The sequence below is a fragment of the Sphingobium fluviale genome (genome assembly GCF_004122115.1).
Classification (GTDB): Bacteria; Pseudomonadota; Alphaproteobacteria; order Sphingomonadales; family Sphingomonadaceae; genus Sphingobium; species Sphingobium fluviale.
The window spans coordinates 38,206-59,201 of sequence record NZ_SBKP01000015.1; the positions used below are offsets into that span (position 1 = coordinate 38,206).

A 20,996-nucleotide genomic window follows, 5' to 3' on the forward strand; every position below is an offset into this window, starting at 1 on the left:
GGCGGGCGGTTTCGCATGATAGGGAAGTGTAACGTGAAACCCTTCAAGACCCTCGATGATATGGGCGATATTCGCGGCAAGCGGGTGCTGGTGCGTGAAGACCTTAATGTACCTATGCAGGACGGCAAGGTCAGTGACGACACCCGCCTGCGTGCTGCCATGCCGACGATCAACGAACTGTCTGACCGGGGTGCGACCGTGCTGGTGCTCGCGCATTTCGGTCGTCCGAAGGGGCAGCCAAGCGCAGAGTTTTCGCTGGCGCAGGTAGTAAAGCCCTTGTCGGATGTTCTGGGCCGCCCAGTCCAGTATGTGGATTGGGAGGGTGACGCTGCTGCGGTTGCCGCCCTTCAGCCCGGTGACATTGCGGTTCTGGAAAATACCCGCTTCTTCGGGGGCGAGGAAAAGAATGATCCGGCGGTGGTCAGCCGTTTTGCTGCGCTGGGCGATCTCTATGTCAACGATGCTTTTTCCGCCGCGCACCGCGCCCATGCCTCTACCGAGGGGCTGGCGCATGTGCTGCCTGCCTTCGCCGGTCGTTCGATGGAGAAAGAACTGGACGCGCTTGCCGCCGCACTGGGCAGCCCGGTGAAGCCGGTGGCCGCTGTCGTCGGCGGGGCGAAGGTGTCCTCGAAGCTCGACGTGCTGACCAACCTGATGACCAAGGTCGATCATCTCATCATTGGCGGCGGCATGGCGAACACGTTTCTCGCCGCGCGCGGGGTCGATGTCGGCAAGTCCTTGTGCGAGCATGATCTTGCCGAGACGGCGGAGAAGATCATGGACGCGGCGGATGCCGCCGGGTGCACGATCCATCTGCCCTATGATGTGGTGGTTGCAAAGGAATTCGCGGCCAATCCGCCTTCGGTCCGCACCTGCAACGTGCATGAAGTCGGGGCAGACGAGATGATCCTCGATGTCGGCCCCGCGGCGGTCGAGGCGCTGGCCGATGTGCTGAAGACATGCCGCACTCTGGTGTGGAACGGGCCGATGGGCGCGTTCGAGATGGCACCGTTTGACACGGCGACGGTCGCGCTCGCCCGCACGGCGGCGGCGTTGACCAAGGAAGGCTCGCTGGTTTCGGTCGCGGGTGGCGGGGATACCGTTGCCGCGCTCAACCATGCTGGCGTGGGCGCCGATTTCAGCTTTGTCTCAACAGCAGGCGGCGCCTTCCTTGAGTGGATGGAAGGCAAGGAGCTGCCGGGTGTCAAAGCTTTAATGAACTGATTCTAATGGGGACATTTCGCTGGCTATAGGCCGGCACAGCAAAGCGGAGCATGTGCAGATGCAAACACACGATATGACCAAGAAAATCGCCGATGGTAACGGCTTTATCGCCGCGCTTGACCAGAGCGGCGGATCGACCCCCAAGGCGCTACTGGGCTATGGCATCGAGGAAAGCGCCTATTCGGGCGACGAAGAGATGTTCGGCCTGATTCACGCCATGCGCAGCCGGATCATCACCGCACCGTGCTTCAATGGCGACAAGGTGATCGGCGCGATCCTGTTTGAGCGCACAATGGATGGCCAGGTTGACGGCAAGCCCACCCCGCAGGCACTGATCGAGCGTGGCGTTGTGCCCTTCATCAAGATTGACAAGGGTCTGGAAGACGAAGCCAACGGCGTTCAGATGATGAAGCCGATGCCAGAGCTGGATGCGCTGCTCGCCCGCGCCAAGGGCTTGGGCGTGTTCGGCACCAAGGAGCGTTCGGTCATCAACCTCGCGAACCGCGAGGGCATTGCTGCCATCGTGCGCCAGCAGATCGAGGTTGGGCAACAGGTTCTCGCGGGCGGCCTCGTGCCGATGCTGGAGCCGGAGATCAACATCAAGAGCCCTGAGCGCGCCGAGGCCGATGCGATCCTGCTTGATGAACTGACCAGGCAGCTGAGCGCCATGCCGGGCGACGCCAAGGTGATGCTGAAGGTCAGCCTGCCGGTGATGCCGGGTCATTTCGATGCGCTGGTCGATCATCCGCGCGTGCTACGCGTCGTGGCGCTATCGGGCGGCTACAAACGCCCTGAGGCCTGTGTCGAGTTGTCCAAGAATCGCGGCATCATCGCGAGCTTCAGCCGCGCGTTGCTAGAAGATCTGCGCCACCAGATGTCTGACGCCGAGTTCAACGCTTCGCTTGGCGGCGCGATCGACGAGATCCATGCGGCCTCGACGGCCAAGGCGCTTAGCCCGGCATAAGAGCACGGCTATAACGAACGCAAGACGGGAGGGAGGCAACTCCCGCCCATTATTTTTGCGGCTATAGTGCTGCTATTCCTGGAATATAGGAGATGGCGGACAGGGTGGGATTCGAACCCACGGTGAGCTTACACCCACGGCGGTTTTCAAGACCGCTGCCTTAAACCACTCGGCCACCTGTCCTTGCGACACCAGAGGCAAGAGCTGCCCGGCGCGCGCCTTCATATCGGCGGGTGGAGAAAAACCCAAGCAGATTTCTCGGCATTTTTGCGGGATCATGTAACCGGGGTGGCTGTGCCGCGTTCCTGCGCTCGGTTTCGCTATCAAGCGCCCTTTGCGCGTCGCTATGTTCGTGCTAGCCTCGCACTGTTAACAGGCGATAACAGAAAAAGAGGGTGCATGGAGGCTGTGCTGCCACTGGCGGTCGCGCTGGTTTACGCATTGCTTCTGTTCGCCTTCGCATCCTGGGCCGAAGGGACGGATAATGCCCGGCTAAAGAGGCGCTTGCGCCCTCCGGCCTATGCCCTCGCGCTGGCGGTTTATTGCACGAGCTGGACCTATTATGGCGCCGTGGGCAGCGCGGTGACCGATGGATGGTCCTATCTTCCGATCTATCTGGGGCCGATGCTTCTCTTCCTGTTCGGTCACCGGTTTTTGCGCCGCCTGATCGATGCTGTGAAGGCGGACGGGGCGAGCACGATATCCGAATTTATCGGCGGGCGTTTCGGCAATAGCCGTGGCGTTGCAGCGCTGGTAACGGTTCTTGCGCTGTTGGGCAGCATCCCTTATCTCGCGCTTCAGCTAAGGTCGCTCGGCACAAGCTATGCCCTCGTATCCGGGTCATCGGTCAATGCGATCGCGATAGCGATTGCCGCAGCCGGCCTTGCTCTGTTTGCGATGATATACGGCACACGCCGCTATGAAGCCGCCAGCCGCAATGACTCAATCCTGTTTGCAGTGGGATTTGAATCGTTGATGAAGCTCAGTGGGCTGATCGTCGCGGGTTTTGCAGCGCTCATCATGCTGCTGGACGCACCTCTTCCGGTGATAGAAGATGGGCTGGGGCGGCTATCCGCGAATTTCGCTCCCTCGCTGATCGGGGCGGATTTCTTCATCCTCACCGCCCTCTCAATGGCGGCGATCATCTGTTTGCCGCGCCAGTTCTATGTCACGGTGATAGAGGCGCAATCGAGCATGGATCTGGAGCGCGCGCGCTGGCCGTTTATCGGCTATATGCTTGTGACGTTGCTCGTCGTGCTGCCGATTTCGGCAGCGGGCCTGACGATGCTGCCTGATAGTGTGCGACCAGACCTTTATGTGCTTCAGCTACCCTTGTCTCAGGGCAGCAGGATTATCGCGCTGCTGGTGTTCCTCGGTGGCTTTTCGGCGGCGACGGCGATGGTGCTGGTCGAGACGATAGCGCTATCGACCATGGTGTCGAACGATCTGGTGGCGCCATTTCTCTTGCGTAGCCGCAAACTGGGCGGAGAGGGGGAGCTGGGGCGCGCCCTGCTCCATGTTCGTCGGGCGCTGATCGCGCTCATTATGGCGGGCGCAGTAGGGTGGGCGCTTGGCATCAGAGAAAATGAGCGCCTGGCGTCCATCGGCCTTGTCGCTTTTACTGCGATGGCGCAGTTTGCGCCTGTGCTGGTGATGGCGGTTCTCAGTGGCAACCGCGATGCACAGGCGGCGAAGGCCGGGTTAGGCGTGGGGCTGACGCTATGGCTCTATACGCTGGCGTTGCCAGAACTGGCTGACGAGGCAGTACTCGCGTATCTGGCCCAAACGCCGTTCAATCCTACCGGGCTGTTGGGAACGAGCGGGCTTAGCCCGGTGGGGCATGGGGCGCTTTGGAGCCTTGGCGGCAACATGGCTGCATTTCTGCTGATGAGAATGAGGCGGATTCAGCCCACCGCACTGCCGGGCTTCCTCCACAAGCCAAACGCCTCGGCCGGGACTGTCTTGAGCGTGGGAGACCTGAAGCGCCTTGTGTCGCGCTTTGTCGGCCCGGAGGCGGTAGATGAGGCCTTCCAGGGGCGAGAGGAAAGCAAACCGCTTGATCGCACCGATCGTCGGCAGGCAGAGCGCATGATTGCCAGCGTGGTCGGCATGCCTTCTGCCCGTGCGTTCATCAGTTCCGCCCTGCATGGATCGAACCTCACGCACAGAGAGGTGGAGCGCATCCTCGACGATACCGGGCAGTCGCTGCGCTTCTCGAAAGGGCTACTGGCGGCGACGCTGGAAAATATAGACCCCGGCGTTAGCGTGGTGGACCGGGATCTCAACCTCGTTGCATGGAACCGGCGCTATCTGGAATTGTTCGATTATCCGCCGGGCATGGTGCGAGTTGGCGCCCCGATCGCGGACATGATCCGCTATAACGCCGTGCGCGGCGAATGTGGGCCGGGCGAGGTTGAAGATCATGTCGAAAAGCGCCTCGGCCATATGCGGCGCGGCAACCAGCACAGCTTCAAGCGTATCCGGCCCGATGGCCGGGTGTTGAAGACTGTAGGCGGCCCTATGCCAAGCGGCGGCTATGTGATGTGCTACACCGATGTGACGGCCGAGGACGAGGCGCTGCGCGCGCTTGATTCTGCGCGCAGCGATCTGGAGGCGCGCGTCGAAGAGCGCACCAGCGCACTGCGTGCGGCGAACGACGCACTCGCGCAGGCCGATGCCGAAAAGACCCGCTTCCTTGCCGCAGCCAGCCATGATCTGTTGCAGCCGCTGCACGCTGCGCGGCTGTTTTCGGCGGTGCTGGGGCGGGATTTGTCTGACGCCAAGCAGGAAATACTCAGCCGCCTCGACCGATCGATCCAGTCTGCAGAGTCACTGCTGCGGGCTTTGCTGGACATCTCGAAGCTGGATGCAGGTGGCGTGCGCCCGGATGTTCAGCCTGTTCGGCTGCGCCCGTTGCTCGTCGATCTGGCAGAGACGATGATGCCGTTGGCGCGTGAAAAGGGGCTGGAGCTGCGTATCGGGCCGGGCGATGCGATGGTTGAAAGTGATCCCGGCCTGCTACGTTCGATCATGCAAAACTTTCTCTCCAACGCGATCCGATATACCGAGCGGGGTGGCATCATCGTCGGGGTGCGTCATCGCTCGCGCCGCGCGCGCATCGATGTGATTGATACTGGGCCAGGCATTCCTGAGCACAAGCGTACCATCATCTTTCGTGAGTTTGAGCGGCTGGAAAATACGAACGAGGGCGGCGTCGGGCTGGGGCTGGCGATCGTAGAGCGCACGGCGCGTGTCCTGGGCGCGCGGGTGTCTTTGAACAGCTCTGAAGGGAAGGGCAGCCGGTTTAGTGTATCGCTGCCGGTGTCCTTGCTTCAGCCTGAAGATATGAACGAGGCCATGCCACGGCAGGCAAAAAACAGTCGAATGATGACGACGCTGGTTGTGGATGACGACGCAGAAAACCGCGCTGCGTTGGGCGGTTATATGCGGGCGCTGGGGCATGAGGTGATTGTGGCCGGGGCGCCGGAGGCAGCGCTTGCTATCACCAGCCCGTTCGATGCCGCGTTTGTGGATTTCAATCTCAACAGCAGCATGGACGGAATAGACCTGATCCGTTCCTTGCGAGAGCGGGTGCCCGATGCGCGTTATGCTCTGGTTACAGCGGCGCGGGAGCAGGATTATGCGCGACGCGCCCGCGCCACGGGCATCAGCGTGTTGCGCAAGCCCTTGGCTCCGTCCGATCTCGATGCGTGGCTGACAGAGGCAGGTTCTGTACTATAGCGGCCTTAAGGGCTTGGAGCAGTTTTTGATCTGATCGAAGCAGATCGACTGCGCGAATTCTTTATTTTACTGCAGTTTTTGAATCGTCAGATGATGCCATTTGACTGGAAATGTTTTAGTGATGCACGATGGAGAGGCCGAGTGCTTTGGCCGCGAGCACTGCCTGTGTACGGTTATGCACATCCAGCTTTTTCAGGATGGCTGTCATGTGCGCCTTTACGGTCGCCTCGCTGATGCCAAGGTCATAAGCAATTTGCTTGTTCAGCCTGCCCTCCATAACGCCCAGCAGCACCTTGAGCTGGGTCGGCGTGAGCGAGGCTATCTGCGCCGCGACAGGATCGACGGCGGCGTCCTTTGGCGCATCCATGCGTTTTCCCGCCAGCGCATCGCGGATCGCATCCTCAATAGCAGAAAGGTCGGCGTCCTTGCCGATAAATCCGACTGCACCGAAGCGCACGGCTTCCCGCGCAGCTTGCGCCGCATCTGCGCTGGAAACGACGAGGATCGGCACGCCGGGCTTCTCGGCATGGAGCAGCGCCACACCCGAATATCCCTCGGCGCCAGGCATTTTCAAATCCAGTAAAATCAGGATCAGGTCATCGGCGGCAATCGCCTCGTTCAATGCCGATGACAGATTGCCGCTTTCGGCGATCCGGGCATCTGGTTTTGCCCCCTGTGCCGCCATGGCAAGTGCCTGGCGGAACAGGGGGTGATCATCCGCGATGAGGATCGTGCCGGTCACGGCATAAGCCTATGCCGGAACCGAGCGTGAGGTTACTAAGCTCTCCACCACGGAGGGATCGGCAAGGGTGGAGATGTCGCCAAGGTTGGATGTGTCTCCCTCCGCAATCTTGCGCAGGATGCGGCGCATGATCTTGCCGGAACGTGTCTTGGGCAGGCCGGGCGCGAAGTGGATCACGTCTGGCGTGGCAATCGGTCCTATTTCCTGCCGCACCCATTTCACCAGCTCGGCGCGCACTTCGGCGCTCTCGGTCTCATTGGCGTTCAATGTTACATAGGCGTAGATGCCTTGGCCCTTGATGTCATGCGGATAGCCGACCACGGCGGCCTCCGCGACTTTGGCGTGGGCGACGAGCGCGCTTTCGACCTCCGCCGTGCCCATGCGGTGGCCAGAAACGTTGATGACGTCATCCACGCGCCCGGTGATCCAGTAATAGCCGTCTTCGTCGCGGCGGCAACCATCGCCGGTGAAATATTTGCCGGGATAGGTGGTGAAATAGGTCTGGAAGAAGCGTTCATGATCGCCCCAGACGGTGCGCATCTGGCCGGGCCAGCTGTCCGTGATGCACAGATTGCCGTCGGTCGGCCCTTCCAGCACCTTGCCCTCGGCATCCACGATCACGGGCTTCACGCCGAACATCGGCTTGGAAGCGGCGCCCGGTTTGAGTGCATGCGCTCCGGGCAGGGGGGTCATCATGCAGGCGCCGGTCTCGGTCTGCCAATAGGTATCGACAATCGGGCAGCGCTCATCGCCTACCACGCGATAATACCATTCCCACGCTTCGGGGTTGATTGGCTCGCCCACACTGCCGAGCAGGCGGAGCGATTTGCGGCTTGTCTTCTTCACCCATTCCTCGCCCTCACGCATCAACGCGCGGATCGCTGTGGGGGCGCCATAGAAGATATCGACCTCATATTTGTCGACGATCTGCCAGAAACGACTGAAATCAGGGTGATTGGGTACACCTTCATACATTAGTGTCGTCGCGCCGTTGGCGAGCGCGCCATAGACGACATAGGTATGGCCAGTGACCCAGCCCACATCCGCCGCGCACCAGAAAATGTCGCCGGGGCGATAGTCGAACACATATTCATGCGTCATCGACGCCCAGACGAGATAGCCGCCGCTGGTGTGGAGAACGCCCTTTGGCTTGCCGGTCGAGCCTGAGGTGTAGAGTATGAACAGAGGGTCTTCCGCGCTCATCGCCTCTGCAGGGCATTCGGCAGAGGCTTTGGCTACCGCCTCATGATACCAGACGTCGCGCCCGTCCTTCATCAGGATGTCGCCACCAGTGCGGCGGACGACCAACACCCGCGAGACACTGGAGCACTGGGCAAGAGCCTCGTCGACATTGGCTTTCAGCGGCACTTTCTTGCCGCCGCGCAGCCCTTCGTCCGCCGTGATGACCAGCGTAGAGTCGCAATCCTGAATACGGCCAGAGAGACTATCTGGGGAGAAACCCCCGAATACGACAGAGTGAATCGCGCCAACACGCGCGCAGGCGAGCATCGAGAACGCTGCCTCAGGAATCATAGGCAGATAGATTGTCACCCGGTCGCCCTTGCGCACACCATTGGCTTTCAGCGCATTGGCGAGGCGGCAAACCTCCTCATGAAGCTCGCGGTAGGTGATGCGGCGATCCTCGCCCGGTGAGTCGCCTTCCCAGAGGATGGCGACTGCATCGCCGCGCTCAGCTAGGTGACGGTCGATGCAATTGGCCGCGACATTGAGCGCGCCATCCTCGAACCATTTGATGCCGAAGTCCGCCTCGTGGAACGATGTGTTCTTTATCTTGGTGAAGGGCGTCATCCAGTCCAGCCGCATCGCCTCCTTGCGCCAGAACGCGTCCGGGTCGTTCGCCGCCGCGGCATACATCGACTCATAGCGCTCTGCGTTGATCTTGGCGTTGGCGGCCCACTCTGCCGGAACGGGATGGACGCTGCTCATGACTATGCTCTCCTTCAAGTCGCAATACTTATCATCACATTTTACCGCCGTGCATGCGGACCTTCATCCCAGACTAAAGTCTAACCTTGCTTCCACCAAGGTCTAAGTATGCACGGGTGATACTTTGCGCGACATTATTCCCAGAAAAAAGGTTTGGATACATTCAAAACCGTGAGGGAGAGGGTCATGTCAGTGAAGCGTCTTTATGCAGGGCTGATGACGGGTGCGGCGCTGTTCGCGTTGTCAGCACCGAGTGCCTATGCAGACACCAAAAAGGAAAAGGAGCTGGAGGCGCGCATCGAGGCGCTGGAGAAAGCCTTCGGGTCGCTAACCGGGCAGCTCCAGTCCAGCCAGGCGGAGAATGTGCAATTGCGCGCGGCCGTGGCGCAGGCTCAGGCGAACTCAGCTGATGCGCAGGCTAAGGCCAGTGAGGCAGCGAAGAGCCTGGAGGCCGCCAAGCCCGCACTCGCCGCAGCCAAGCAGGATGGCTTTTCCGTCGGCAATGGCGCCACGCGTATCAAGATCGGCGGTTTCCTGAAAACAGTCGTGACCATGAGCAAATGGGACGACGGCAGCGTCGCAGCCAATTCACTGGGGCGTGACTTCTATCTGCCGTCCACTATTCCTGTGCGGACAGCGGTTCCCGCCCGCTCCACCACCAACAACGACTATTCCGCCAAGCACACGCGCCTCTGGCTCAATCTGGACTCCAACGTAGCCGGGCATGTGCTGAAGGGCTATCTGGAGACTGATTTCCAGACATCAGCTGGTACGCAAGGCTCTGAGCGCACGACCAACGGCTACAACCTCGCGTTGCGCCGGGCCTATGTTCAGTTCGACAGTCTGACAGTTGGGCAGGACTGGAGCACGTTCCAGAACGTCGCCACTCTGCCCGAATCGACGGACTTCGTTGGCACCACCGAAGGTACGGTATTCGTCCGTCAACCGCTGGTGCGTTATTCCAAGAAGCTGAGCAACAAGGCAACGCTGCATGTGGCGCTGGAAAATGGCGAGACGCAGTCGGCAGTTATGGCCCCGGTTGGAACACCGCCGGCCCTGACAATAGTTGCAACCGAGAACGATCAGGACAAGCTTCCCGACATTGCCGCGCGGCTTAATGTGACCACGCCGGTTGGCGAGTTCGCGCTTGCGGGCTTAGGAAGGCAGCTTCGGGTCGATAGTGGCGCGGTGGAGGATACAGCCTTCGGTTGGGGCGTCAGCGGCTCCGGCAAGCTGGTGTTCGGAGGCAAGAAGCAGCATGATCTGCGCTTCATGGCAACCTATGGCGAGGGGCTTGGACGCTATGTCGGCCTCAATTTCTCACCGGACGCGATCATAAGCGCAGCAGGGCGGCTTGAAACGCCACGCCTGTTTGCCGGCTTTGCGGCGTTGCGCATTGGTCTGACTCCCAGCGTGCGGACAAACCTGATGGCCAGTTATCAGGATGTCTCCTACCCTGGTGGATTTGCGGCGGGGTATTTCAATGGTTTCAACGAGACGGCTTACAGCTTTGCGGGGAACATTTTCTGGACGCCCGCTAAGGGCTTCGATGTCGGCGCGGAATATCGCCACGGCGTGAGAGAACTGGTCAGCGGCGCAACAGGCCAGCTCGACAGGCTGGAATTCGCGGCGAAATACTCATTCTAGGTACGGGATTTACAAGAAAGGAGAGGGCACATGGCTACGGTCTATGACGGACTGCCGAAGCACCACAAGGCGACCCAGAACGAAAAGCTGGTTATCGCCGCGTCGTCGCTTGGCACGGTATTTGAGTGGTATGATTTCTACCTTTACGGGCTTTTGGCCACCTACATCTCGGCGCAGTTCTTCTCCGGCGTGAACGAAACCACAGGTTTCATCTTCGCGCTGGCGGCGTTTGCGGCTGGCTTTGCCGTGAGGCCGTTCGGCGCACTGGTGTTTGGGCGGATCGGCGATCTCGTCGGTCGCAAGAATACTTTTCTCGTTACGATGGGCATTATGGGCCTGTCGACCTTCGCGGTCGGCTTGCTGCCCAGCTATGCCAGCATCGGCGTGGCGGCGCCGCTCATCCTGCTCGCAATGCGCCTGCTACAAGGGCTTGCGCTGGGTGGTGAATATGGCGGCGCGGCGACCTATGTGGCGGAGCACGCGCCTAACAACAAGCGTGGCCTCTACACCAGCTGGATCCAGACAACGGCAACCTTCGGCCTGTTTGCCGCGCTGCTCGTGGTGATCGGCCTGCGCACATTTATGGGCGAGGAAGCGTTTGCAGAATGGGGCTGGCGCGTGCCGTTCCTGATCTCGATCGTGCTGCTGGCTGTCTCGATGTGGATCCGCATGCAGCTCAATGAAAGCCCGGTCTTCCAGAAAATGAAGGATGAGGGCACTACCTCCAAGGCGCCGCTGACCGAGGCGTTTGCGAAGTGGGGCAACCTGCGCTGGGTGATCATCGCGCTGTTGGGTGCAGTCGCAGGGCAGGCGGTCGTCTGGTACACCGGCCAGTTCTATGCACTGTTCTTCCTCGAAAAGATGATGAAGGTGGATGGTGCGACCGCAAACATCCTCATCGCCATCTCGCTGGCTATGGGCACACCGTTCTTCGTGTTCTTCGGCTGGCTGAGCGACAAGATCGGTCGCAAGCCGATCATCCTAACCGGATGCGCAATCGCGGCATTGGCCTATTTCCCGCTGTTCGCAGCGCTGACGACTGCGGCAAACCCGCAGCTGGCTGAGGCTCAGGCGGTGGCTCCGGTCTCCATCGTCGCCCATCAGGATGAGTGTTCGTTCCAGTTCGATCCTGTCGGCAAGAACAAGTTCGATACCAATAGCTGCGACATCGCCAAATCCTTCATGGCGAAGACCGGTATCAGCTATTCGAACAGCGAAGCCGCAGCAGGCAGTGGTGCGCAGGTCAAGGTCGGCAACGCGGTGTTTACCGCGCCCAACCCGGTCGGCTTGTCGAAGGACGACAAGAAGGCCGCCATCACCAAATTCCAGGACGAACTGAAGGCCGGTCTTGCCGATGCGGGCTATCCCGCCAAGGCGGACCCGGACCAGATCAACAAGCCTGCGGTGATCGCGATCCTGTTCGTCCTCGTACTGCTGGTGACGGCGGTTTACGGCCCCATCGCGGCGATGCTGGTCGAGCTTTTTCCCAGCAATATACGTTACACCTCGATGTCGCTGCCCTATCACATCGGCAATGGCTGGTTCGGCGGGTTCCTGCCTACCACGGCCTTCGCGATGGTCGCGGCGACAGGGGATATCTATTACGGCCTTTGGTATCCGGTCGTGGTAGCAGCGCTGACGGTGGTGGTCGGCCTGATGTTCCTGCCGGAGACCTTCCGTCGCGACATCGATCAATAATCTCCTCCCCACAGGAGAGGGTGGAGGGCGGGGCGAAAGGCCCGCCCTCCATTTTTTACGATACGACGAACAGCCTCAGGGATGAACGGGGTTAACGGCGCGCGGCAATTCTGCCATCATACCGCCCATGAAACCGATATTCCCGTCCCGTTATCTGATCTCTTTACTGTCGATAGTGTCTTTCGGCGTCAGCCTGCCGACCCTGACTCTAGCACAGGAAACCTCAGTGGGCACAGCGGTTGAGATCGGGGCTCAGGTCGGCGAGTCCGGATTCCAGACTTATTTGGCGAGCCTGCGTGGGAAGGCCCAGATCATGGGCATCCGCACAGAAACGCTCGATGCCCTCGCTCCCACACTCAGCTTCAATCCGCGCGTCATCCAGCTCGATCAGGCACAGCCGGGCGGCTCGTTCGACAGCCCGATCCCACCGTTCGAGCCCTACCGGCTCAAGCATGTTACACCATCGCTGATTGCACGCGGACGCACAGAATGGCTGTCGAATCGCGGGATGCTGGAGCGGATCGAACGGGAAACCGGCGTGCCGGAGGCAATCATGGTCGCGATATACGGACATGAGACGAGTTACGGGACCTTCACCGGCGATTTTGACCTTCTGCGCTCGCTTGCCACGCTTGCTTATGAGGGGCGCAGGCGTGATCTGTTCGAGCCGGAATTTCTGGCAGCGGTCAAGATGATAGACAGTGGTGTCCCGCGCAGCAAGCTGGTGGGCAGTTGGGCAGGCGCGACTGGCTATCCCCAATTTCTTCCGTCCGTTTACCTGCGCGTCGCCGCCGATGGCGATGGCGACGGCAAGGCGGACATCTGGTCGAGTGAGCCGGATGCGCTTGCCTCTATCGCCCGCTATTTCGTCGACGCGGGATGGCGCAAGGGGCAGGCCTGGGGCATGGCGGTGAGCGTTCCCGCAACGCTAGACCGCGCATCCATAGCCAACCGCACGACGCCCACCCGTTGCCCGCGTGTGTTCGAGCGGTTCAGCCGCTGGATGACAGTGGGCGAGTGGAAAAGATTGGGTGTTTCGCCCGCTTCTGCGACCGCGCTCTCAGACGATACGCTCACGGTGCTGCTTGAGCCAGACGGGCCTGGCAAGACCGGCTATCTGCTGACAAGCAATTATCAAGCAATTCTGGATTATAACTGCTCCAACTTTTATGCCTTGTCAGTTGGGTTGTTGGCGGATGCAGTGGGTAGATAGACAGAATTGGCTGGGGTATGCGGCGGCTCTGGCGCTTACCGGTTGCGGGATGGTGGATGGTAGATCAGACAGCCAGCCGCGCTTGAGCGCCCCGGTTTCGGCGGCTCTGTCGGACGTCGTGAGTGATACGCCGGTCAAGATCGGCGATCCGTATCGGGTGAATGGTGTAACTTACACGCCACTGGACGATCCCGCTTATGACGAGACCGGCTATGCAAGCTGGTATGGCGAGGAGCGTTCCGGTAACACCACCGCGAATGGCGAGCCCTTCCGTCCACTGGCAATTGCCGCGGCGCATCGCACGCTGCCGTTGCCGAGTTATGTCGAGGTAACGGCGCTCGATACCGGGCGGACAATCCTCGTGCGCGTCAACGATCGTGGGCCGTTTGCCGGCAACCGGGTGATAGACCTCTCACGCGGAGCGGCAGAGCAACTGGGAGTTTCTGGAGCCGGCATGGCTGGGGTGCGGGTGCGTCGTGTAAACCCCTCGGAGCCTGAGAAGGGCCAACTGCGCAGTGGCATGCGCGTACCCGCTCGAATGGACACGCCTGAAACTGTGCTGGCCGAGCTGAGAAAGCGGTTGCCGGCAGTTGCTGCTCCTGTGTCAACTCCGGCTGCAGCCCCAACCCCTGAACCGATAGCGGCCACGCCAACGCCCTCTGTCAAACCGCCAGTAAGGCCAATCCCCGCCGTCAATACGCCATCTCCAGCGCCGATCAAGGTTGAGAAGCCACTCTCATCTGCTGTCAAAGCTTCGCCCCAGGCTTCCGCACGACCCATATTGGTGCAGATCGGCGCCTATTCCACCAAGCAGCGCGCAGAAGACGCAGCAAAGCGCCTTGGCGGTGTCGTCTCTCCGGCTGGCAAACTCTGGCGGGTGCGCACAGGCCCATATGCCAATACCGCTGCGGCCCGCAACAGTATCGAAAAGGCGTCAGCATCGGGCTTCCCAGGCGCGCGGATCGTGGTAAACGACTGAGGCAGAACCATCCCCATCGCGGGGATTCGGTCTCATCGTTTCGAGAGTTTGATGCGCACCCTATTCGCCGCCACCCTTGCCATTTCCCTGACCGCCACACCGCTCGCCGCCGGCGCACCGCGCTATGACAGCGCCGCCAAGATCGCCTATATGCAGGATATGTCTTCTGGCGCGGTGCTGTATGACAAGGGCGGCAGCACCCGGATGCCGCCCGCCTCGATGGCGAAGATGATGACGGCGCATGTCGCCTTCCGCCTGATCCAGCAGGGCAAGCTCAAGCTCAACCAGAAGTTCGTCGTGAAACCTGAGACATGGGAAAAGTGGCACGGGCCAAAGGCGGGGTCGACGATGTTCCTTTCGCCCAACGAGCAGGTTTCTGTCGATGACCTGCTTCACGGCATCGTTACCTTGTCAGGCAATGACGCCTGCGTGGTGCTGGCCGAAGGTATCGCGGGCACAGAGGAAGCGTTCACCGATCTGATGAACGCCGAAGCCGCGCGGCTTGGGATGAAGGACAGCCATTTCGGCACCAGCAACGGCTGGCCAGACGAAGGCCGCACCTATGTCACCGCGCGTGATCTCGTTACCCTCTCTCGCTCGACAATTGAGGAAACGCCAGACCTCTACAAGCGGTTTTACTCGGTGCGTTCGTTCACCTGGGGGCAGACTATGGGCGGCTCCGCCATACGGCAGGACAATCGCAACCCGATATTGGGGCGCATTGCGGGTGCCGATGGCTTGAAGACCGGACATACCGAGGAGGCGGGCTATGGCTTTGCCGGCTCCGCGATCCAGAATGGGCGGCGCCTTGTTATGGTGGTGGCCGGGCTGGATAGCTTCAACGGGCGCATCGAGGAGTCCGTGCGTTTTATGGACTGGGGCTTCAAGGCATGGCGCGCGATGCCGCTGTTCCGCAAAGGCGCGACGGTGGAGCAGGCCGAAGTGCAGTTGGGCTGGGCGGGAACCGTACCTCTGGTCGCCCCGCGCGATCTGGCGGTAACGCTGCCTGCGGCGTCTTCAGGCGCGGTGTCCGTTCGCGTTGTTTATGACGGCCCCATCAAGGCGCCCATCGCCAAGGGGCAGGAGATAGCCCGTTTGGTCGTCTCCACGCGTGATGCGGGCGAGCAGGTGATGCCTCTCGTTGCAGGCGAGGCGGTGAGCGAGGCTGGCTTTTTTGGCCGCTTCTGGAACGGTTTGAAGAACTTCCTCGGGTGATCGGCGCGCCCCCCCCTCGCGGCAAATTCATAACGCTGGAAGGCGGGGAGGGGGTCGGCAAATCGACACAGATCCGCCTGCTAGGGGAGGCATTGCGCGCGCGCGGCCTCGATGTGGTCGAGACGCGCGAGCCCGGCGGCACCGAGGGGGCCGAGGCGATCCGCGCTCTGCTGCTGGGCGGAGCGGCGGATAGGTGGAACCCGCAGGCCGAGGCGCTGTTGTTCGCCGCCGCGCGGGCCGACCATGTCGCGCGGGTGATCCGCCCGGCTCTGGATCGCGGGGCATGGGTGCTGTGCGACAGGTTCATTGATAGCAATCGCGCCTATCAGGCAGGCGCGAGCGGGCTGGCGGATGATGACATCATGGCGGCGCACAGGATTGGTTCGGGTGGCCTGATGCCTGATCGCACATTGCTGCTCACTCTCCCGCTCGATGTGGCGGCAGAGCGCGCTATGCAGCGCGACGCGGGACGGGCAGATCGGTTCGGAGCGCGGGGCAGGGCGTTTCACGAGGCGGTCAACGCCGCCTTCATGGCGCAGGCCGCACAGGAGCCAGCTCGTATCCGTATCATTGACGCCACGGACGGCGCAGCAATCGTTTCGGCGCGCATCCAGACCGAAATCGAAGACCTGCTGCCATGACGCCGGTCTATGGCCACAGCGCGGCGCGCGGCGCGATACTGGAAGCGGCGCTTGGCGGGCGGCTGCATCATGCCTGGATACTCTCTGGCCCGCAGGGCATCGGCAAGGCCAGCCTTGCGCGCGAACTGGCGCTGATTCTGCTCGCTGGGGAAGAGATGGTCGGCAGGGTGTCGGATAACCACCCGGCCGCCCACCTGTTTTCAGCAGGAACGCACCCGGATTTTGCCGAGCTTGCTCGCCTCGAAAAGGAGGGCGGCGATCTCGCGAGGAATATCTCGGTGGATCAGGTGCGCGGCCTTTCCCGCCTGCTGTCCACAGCACCCTCAGTGTCTCAGCGCCGCGTGATCCTGATCGACGCCGCAGACGATATGGAGCGCGGAGCCGCCAACGCGCTGCTCAAGAGCCTTGAAGAGCCACCGCGGGACGTCGTGTTCCTGCTCATCAGCCATGCCCCGTCACGCTTGCTGCCGACGATCCGCTCGCGCTGCCGGTTGCTGAGACTGACGCCACTGGGCAGCACAGACATGGCCGCCGCGCTGCGCACCGCCGATGCCACGATGAGCGACTCTGCCGTGATGGAGCTGGTGACAATCGGCAACGGATCACCGGGGCGGGCGCTCGCGCTATCGGGCCTCGGCGTCAGCGACATGATCGGCGCGCTGGAGCGGATTGTGCGGGATGGCGACCGGCTCCACGCAGAGCGGCTCGCGCTCGCCAAAATGCTGGCGCCCAAGGCGGCGTGTCCACGGCTGGAAGCATTTCTGGAACTGGTTCCGGCTTTCCTTGCTGAGCAGGCGAAAAACCGCATGGGAAGCGCGCTTGAGGAGGCGATACACCGGTGGGAACAGGCGCGCGATCTGGCTGGGCAAGCAATCCCGCTCTCGCTCGATCCCGCCGCCACGGTGTTCGCGCTCTGCGCACAAGTCGCGGCACTGGCGGAGGAGGAACCGGAAGCGAGCCTTTTCGCCTGAATCTCCCCTTGGCCTGACGCATGCGCGCGGTTACAGGTGCGCGCATGACCAAGCCCTACACGATCACCACCGCGATATCCTACCCCAATGGCCGCCCCCATATCGGCCATGCCTATGAAGCGATTGCGACCGACGCGTTCGCTCGATTTCAGCGCATGATGGGCCGAGACGTGTTCTTCCAGACCGGTACGGATGAGCACGGCTTGAAGATGGCGCAGACGGCGCGGGGCAAAGGGGTAACGCCACAAGAGTTGGCAGATGAAATGTCTGCTTATTTCAAGCAAATGTGCGACAAACTTAATGTTTCGTACGATCGTTTCATTCGCACGAGCGAGCCGGATCACCACCGTGCGAGCCAGGCGCTCTGGCGGGCGATGGAGGCCAATGGCGACCTGTATTTGGATCGCTACGAAGGCTGGTATTCCGTCCGCGATGAGGCCTTTTACGACGAGAAGGAACTCAGCGACGGGGAGGGGGGCGTAAAGCTCTCGCCACAGGGTACGCCGGTTGAGTGGACGGTGGAGGAAAGCTGGTTTTTCCGGCTGTCGAAATATCAGGAGCCGCTGCTGGCGCTCTATCGCGATCATCCTGAATTCATCCAGCCCGAAAGCAGGCGCAACGAGGTGATGCGCTTTGTCGAGGGGGGGCTGTCGGACCTTAGCGTCTCGCGCACCAGCTTCGACTGGGGCGTGAAGGTTCCGGGGTCGGAAGGGCATGTGATGTATGTGTGGGTCGATGCGCTCACCAATTATCTGACCGGATGCGGCTATCCGGATGATGCGGAGCGCATGGCGCGCTATTGGGCGGATGGCGGGGACATTACCCACATCATCGGCAAGGATATCGTGCGGTTTCATGCGGTGTATTGGCCAGCCTTCCTGATGAGCGCGAAGCTGCCGCTGCCCAAGAAAGTGTTCGGCCATGGCTTTCTGCTCAACCGCGGCGAGAAAATGTCGAAATCACTCGGCAATGTCGCGGATCCGCTGGAGCTCGCCGAGAAGTTTGGCGTGGATCAGCTACGCTATTTCCTGCTGGCCGAGGTGAGCTTCGGCAATGACGGAAGCTATAGCGCGGAGGCGATTGTCCAGCGCGCGAACAGCGATCTTGCCAACAGCTTCGGCAATCTGGCGCAGCGGACGCTAAGCTTTATTGCGAAGAATTTGGATGGGCGTCTGCCTTGGGATCGAACTACAGTCGGAGAAGAAGACCCGGACGGAGAATTGCTGGCTCAAATTCAATACGCGTGCTCCGTCGAAGTTCCTCGTGCACTTGAGCAGTTAGCTCCGTCAGTGGCGGTAGAGGCGTGGATGCGGGCAGTGTTTGCTTGCAATGCTTATATCGATACGCAGGCTCCATGGACTTTGCGTAAGACTGACCCCGCGAGGATGGAGGCGGTTTTGGCCACGCTTTATGTTGCCATCGGACAGCTCGCTATAGCCATTCGTCCTATCATCCCGACCGGTGCTGACGCTCTGCTCGATCAACTAGGTGTGGCTGATAAGGATCGGACTTATAGCGAACTTGAGCGTGGCTGGTATAGGCGTCTGGTTGAAAGCGGTTTCACACTCGCTCCACCCAAGCCTCTATTCCCCCGCCTCGAACTTCCCGCAGACGCGAGCACTCCTCCTGCATGATCGATAGCCATTGCCACCTCAACTACAAGGGACTGGTCGAGGATCAGGCCGCCGTCATCGCCCGTGCGCGCGATGCGGGGGTGAGGGGTATGCTCAACATCTCCACGCGCGAGCGCGAGTGGGCAGACATTATCGCCACCGCCGAGGCGCATGAAGACATCTGGGCGAGCGTCGGCATCCACCCGCATGAGGCGGATGCGCATCCGGACATTGACGCCCGCAAGCTTATCGCCGCCGCCACGCACCCGAAGGTCATCGGCATCGGCGAAACCGGCCTCGATTATTACTACGACCATAGCGACCGCGCCCAGCAACAAACCAGCTTTCGCGCGCATATTGCCGCCAGCCGCGAGACCGGCCTGCCGCTTATCGTCCACACGCGCGACGCGGAGGAGGATACGCTCAGCATTTTGCGCGAGGAAATGGGGAAGGGGAGCTATCCCGCCCTCATCCACTGCTTCACCGCCAGCGGGGCGTTCGCCGATGCCGCGCTGGAGCTTGGCTGCTATATCAGCATCTCCGGCATCGTGACATTCAAGAACGCTAAAGATCTGCAAGCTGTGGCGCAGCGTCTGCCTGCTGAGCGCCTGCTGATCGAGACCGATGCGCCCTTCCTCGCGCCGGTGCCGCATCGGGGCAAGACCTGCGAGCCGGCCTATGTGGCGGATACGGTGCGTTTTCTGGCCGATCTGCGTGGGATATCGCTGGATGACCTTGTTGCACATTCGACCACCAATTTTTACGCCTTGTTTACCAAAGCGCGCCCTGCCTGATGCCGCTGCGTTTCACCGTGCTGGGCTGTGGCACATCGGCAGGGGTGCCGCGCATCGGCAATGACTGGGGTAGCTGCGATCCCACCAACCCCAAGAACCGCCGAACGCGCGTCTCGTTGCTGGTCCAGAGCGAGACCACCACGCTTCTCGTCGATACCTCGCCAGATATGCGCGAACAGCTGCTCAGGGCCGAGGTCATCGCGCTGGACGCGGTACTCTGGACGCATGACCATGCGGATCATTGCCACGGTATCGATGATTTGCGGCAGATCTATTACCACCGCGGGCGCGGTGGCCGCCATGCCGAGCCAATCGATGGCTATGCCCGCGCGCCGGCGCTAAAGCTGCTGCAACAGCGCTTTGGATACGCGTTTGAAGGGCGGGAAGGCTATCGCGCGATTGTCAACGGGAGGAACTTGCCCGATGAAATCATGATCGGGGATATAGCTATCCGCTGCGTCGACATGCCGCACGGCGCGATCTGGTCCACCGGCTTCAGATTTGAGCATGAGGGCCAGTCTGTCGGCTACGCGACCGATTTTCATGCGGTGACAGAACCGATGATTGCATTGTTTTCAGACGTTGATGTCTGGGTGGTCGACGCCCTGCGCGAAAAGCCCCACCCAACGCATCCGCATCTCGCGCTGACGCTCGACGCGATCGCTTGTATCGCGCCCAAGCGTGCCTATCTGACACATATGGACAACAGCATGGACTATGAGAGGCTGTGCGCGCTCTTGCCGCCGCATGTCCGCCCGGCTTATGACGGGCTTTCTGAAATGGCCTGACGCGCAGCGCGCATTGTCAGGCATGAGACTGGGGCAGATATATGGGCGCAGATCAGGGCGCAAACATGATCTGGTGGCTATTGGCGGCATTGCTGCCAGTGTCGGCCCTTATCGCGCGGCGCGTGTCGTTGCGCGGCACGCTGGCAATGGCGCTGGGCTGGGTGGTGATTTTTGCCGCGGCGCTGGGGTTGTTCAGCTATGGGCAGGAGTTCACCAGCATCGCGCTGCACGTCAAGCGTCAGGTGATGGGTGAGCCGCATCAGCGTGCGCAGGGCGACAGGCTGCTCATCCGCCAGGCGCCTGACGGGCATTTCTGGGTGACGGGCAATATCAACGGGACGAGCGCGCGCTTTCTGATCGACAGCGGCGCGACCGTGACGGCGCTGTCCGACGATGTGGCGATGAAGGCCGGACTCGAGATCGACAGTTATGCGCCGGGCATGGCAATGCAGACGGCGAACGGCGTGGTGATGGCCAAGCGCGCGTCGATAGACGGTCTCGCGATCGGGCCGATCCGCACCGAGGATTTGCCGATTGTGGTATCGGAGCGGTTCAACGGGGTCAATGTGCTGGGGATGAATTTTCTGTCGCGGCTGAAAAGCTGGCGGGTCGAGAATGGCGAGATGGTGCTGGAGCCGTGAGGTTTCCATGGCTTTTTCCATGTGGAAAGCCCTTCCGCACTGGCTTTGATTTAACATATATCAACACCAAGTCGTGTCTTATGTTGTAGTTTCAATGGGTTGTCGACGATAAGCCTGTCCATTGTGTTTTGCTTATAATTTGGACGATCAAGGGAGTTGGAAGTGCAAGACGCCGTAG

Annotated in this window: 16 protein-coding genes and 1 tRNA gene; 14 read left to right on the forward strand and 3 right to left on the reverse strand. The window is 61.0% G+C overall.

The window, feature by feature from the left end; genetic code table 11:
- The first annotated feature begins 60 nt into the window (after positions 1 to 60).
- Entirely contained in the window at positions 61 to 1,224 is a 1,164-nt protein-coding gene (locus EQG66_RS13030) for a phosphoglycerate kinase (RefSeq protein WP_245988090.1), read from the forward strand.
- Positions 1,225 to 1,282: 58 nt separating this feature from the next.
- Complete coding sequence (locus EQG66_RS13035) at positions 1,283 to 2,188, forward strand: fructose bisphosphate aldolase (RefSeq protein ID WP_129405034.1); 906 nt, start codon at positions 1,283 to 1,285, stop codon at positions 2,186 to 2,188.
- A gap of 93 nt (positions 2,189 to 2,281) precedes the next feature.
- On the opposite strand, the gene EQG66_RS13040 is transcribed toward EQG66_RS13035, so the two are convergent.
- Positions 2,282 to 2,371 (reverse strand) — tRNA-Ser (locus tag EQG66_RS13040).
- 216 nt (positions 2,372 to 2,587) lie between these two features.
- Between EQG66_RS13040 and EQG66_RS13045 the strand changes: the two genes are divergently transcribed.
- Positions 2,588 to 5,929: a PAS domain-containing hybrid sensor histidine kinase/response regulator gene (locus tag EQG66_RS13045; protein WP_129405035.1), complete on the forward strand. Its 3,342-nt coding sequence runs from the start codon at positions 2,588 to 2,590 to the stop codon at positions 5,927 to 5,929.
- Between the two features lie 115 nt (positions 5,930 to 6,044).
- On the opposite strand, the gene EQG66_RS13050 is transcribed toward EQG66_RS13045, so the two are convergent.
- Together EQG66_RS13050 and acs are read right to left on the reverse strand one after the other, a co-directional pair.
- On the reverse strand, positions 6,045 to 6,671 hold the full coding sequence (locus tag EQG66_RS13050; protein ID WP_129405036.1) for a response regulator transcription factor: 627 nt from the start codon (positions 6,669 to 6,671) through the stop codon (positions 6,045 to 6,047).
- Between the two features lie 9 nt (positions 6,672 to 6,680).
- The gene (acs, locus tag EQG66_RS13055; protein WP_129405037.1) at positions 6,681 to 8,618 is read right to left on the reverse strand and encodes an acetate--CoA ligase; all 1,938 of its coding nucleotides are present in this window, start codon (positions 8,616 to 8,618) and stop codon (positions 6,681 to 6,683) included.
- A 186-nt stretch (positions 8,619 to 8,804) separates the two neighbouring features.
- Between acs and EQG66_RS13060 the strand changes: the two genes are divergently transcribed.
- The 11 genes from EQG66_RS13060 to EQG66_RS13110 all read left to right on the forward strand — a co-directional run bounded on the left by EQG66_RS13060 (position 8,805) and on the right by EQG66_RS13110 (position 20,818).
- Positions 8,805 to 10,265 carry a DcaP family trimeric outer membrane transporter gene (locus EQG66_RS13060; RefSeq protein WP_245988087.1) on the forward strand — a complete coding sequence of 487 codons (1,461 nt, stop codon included), beginning with the start codon at positions 8,805 to 8,807 and terminating at the stop codon, positions 10,263 to 10,265.
- A 30-nt stretch (positions 10,266 to 10,295) separates the two neighbouring features.
- Positions 10,296 to 11,963 (forward strand): MFS transporter, encoded by a 1,668-nt coding sequence (locus EQG66_RS13065; protein WP_129405038.1) that lies wholly within the window; start codon positions 10,296 to 10,298, stop codon positions 11,961 to 11,963.
- A gap of 127 nt (positions 11,964 to 12,090) precedes the next feature.
- On the forward strand, positions 12,091 to 13,176 hold the full coding sequence (locus EQG66_RS13070) for a lytic murein transglycosylase (RefSeq protein ID WP_129405039.1): 1,086 nt from the start codon (positions 12,091 to 12,093) through the stop codon (positions 13,174 to 13,176).
- The gene (locus tag EQG66_RS13075) at positions 13,160 to 14,155 is read left to right on the forward strand and encodes a septal ring lytic transglycosylase RlpA family protein (protein WP_245988088.1); all 996 of its coding nucleotides are present in this window, start codon (positions 13,160 to 13,162) and stop codon (positions 14,153 to 14,155) included. Before EQG66_RS13070 ends, EQG66_RS13075 begins: the two co-directional genes overlap by 17 nt.
- A 51-nt stretch (positions 14,156 to 14,206) precedes the next feature.
- Positions 14,207 to 15,370 carry a D-alanyl-D-alanine carboxypeptidase family protein gene (locus EQG66_RS13080; protein ID WP_129405040.1) on the forward strand — a complete coding sequence of 388 codons (1,164 nt, stop codon included), beginning with the start codon at positions 14,207 to 14,209 and terminating at the stop codon, positions 15,368 to 15,370.
- Positions 15,370 to 16,011 carry a dTMP kinase gene (tmk, locus tag EQG66_RS13085; RefSeq protein ID WP_129405051.1) on the forward strand — a complete coding sequence of 214 codons (642 nt, stop codon included), beginning with the start codon at positions 15,370 to 15,372 and terminating at the stop codon, positions 16,009 to 16,011. The genes EQG66_RS13080 and tmk overlap by 1 nt, the downstream gene beginning before the upstream one ends.
- Positions 16,008 to 16,982, forward strand: a complete 975-nt coding sequence (locus EQG66_RS13090) for an AAA family ATPase (protein WP_129405041.1) — start codon at positions 16,008 to 16,010, stop codon at positions 16,980 to 16,982. Before tmk ends, EQG66_RS13090 begins: the two co-directional genes overlap by 4 nt.
- A 44-nt stretch (positions 16,983 to 17,026) precedes the next feature.
- Positions 17,027 to 18,616 (forward strand): methionine--tRNA ligase, encoded by a 1,590-nt coding sequence (gene metG, locus EQG66_RS13095; RefSeq protein ID WP_129405052.1) that lies wholly within the window; start codon positions 17,027 to 17,029, stop codon positions 18,614 to 18,616.
- Entirely contained in the window at positions 18,613 to 19,389 is a 777-nt protein-coding gene (locus EQG66_RS13100) for a TatD family hydrolase (RefSeq protein ID WP_129405042.1), read from the forward strand. The genes metG and EQG66_RS13100 overlap by 4 nt, the downstream gene beginning before the upstream one ends.
- Positions 19,389 to 20,177, forward strand: a complete 789-nt coding sequence (locus tag EQG66_RS13105) for an MBL fold metallo-hydrolase (RefSeq protein ID WP_129405043.1) — start codon at positions 19,389 to 19,391, stop codon at positions 20,175 to 20,177. Before EQG66_RS13100 ends, EQG66_RS13105 begins: the two co-directional genes overlap by 1 nt.
- A gap of 41 nt (positions 20,178 to 20,218) precedes the next feature.
- Positions 20,219 to 20,818, forward strand: coding sequence for a retropepsin-like aspartic protease family protein (locus EQG66_RS13110; RefSeq protein WP_129405044.1), 600 nt, complete (start codon positions 20,219 to 20,221; stop codon positions 20,816 to 20,818).
- Positions 20,819 to 20,996 lie beyond the last annotated feature (178 nt).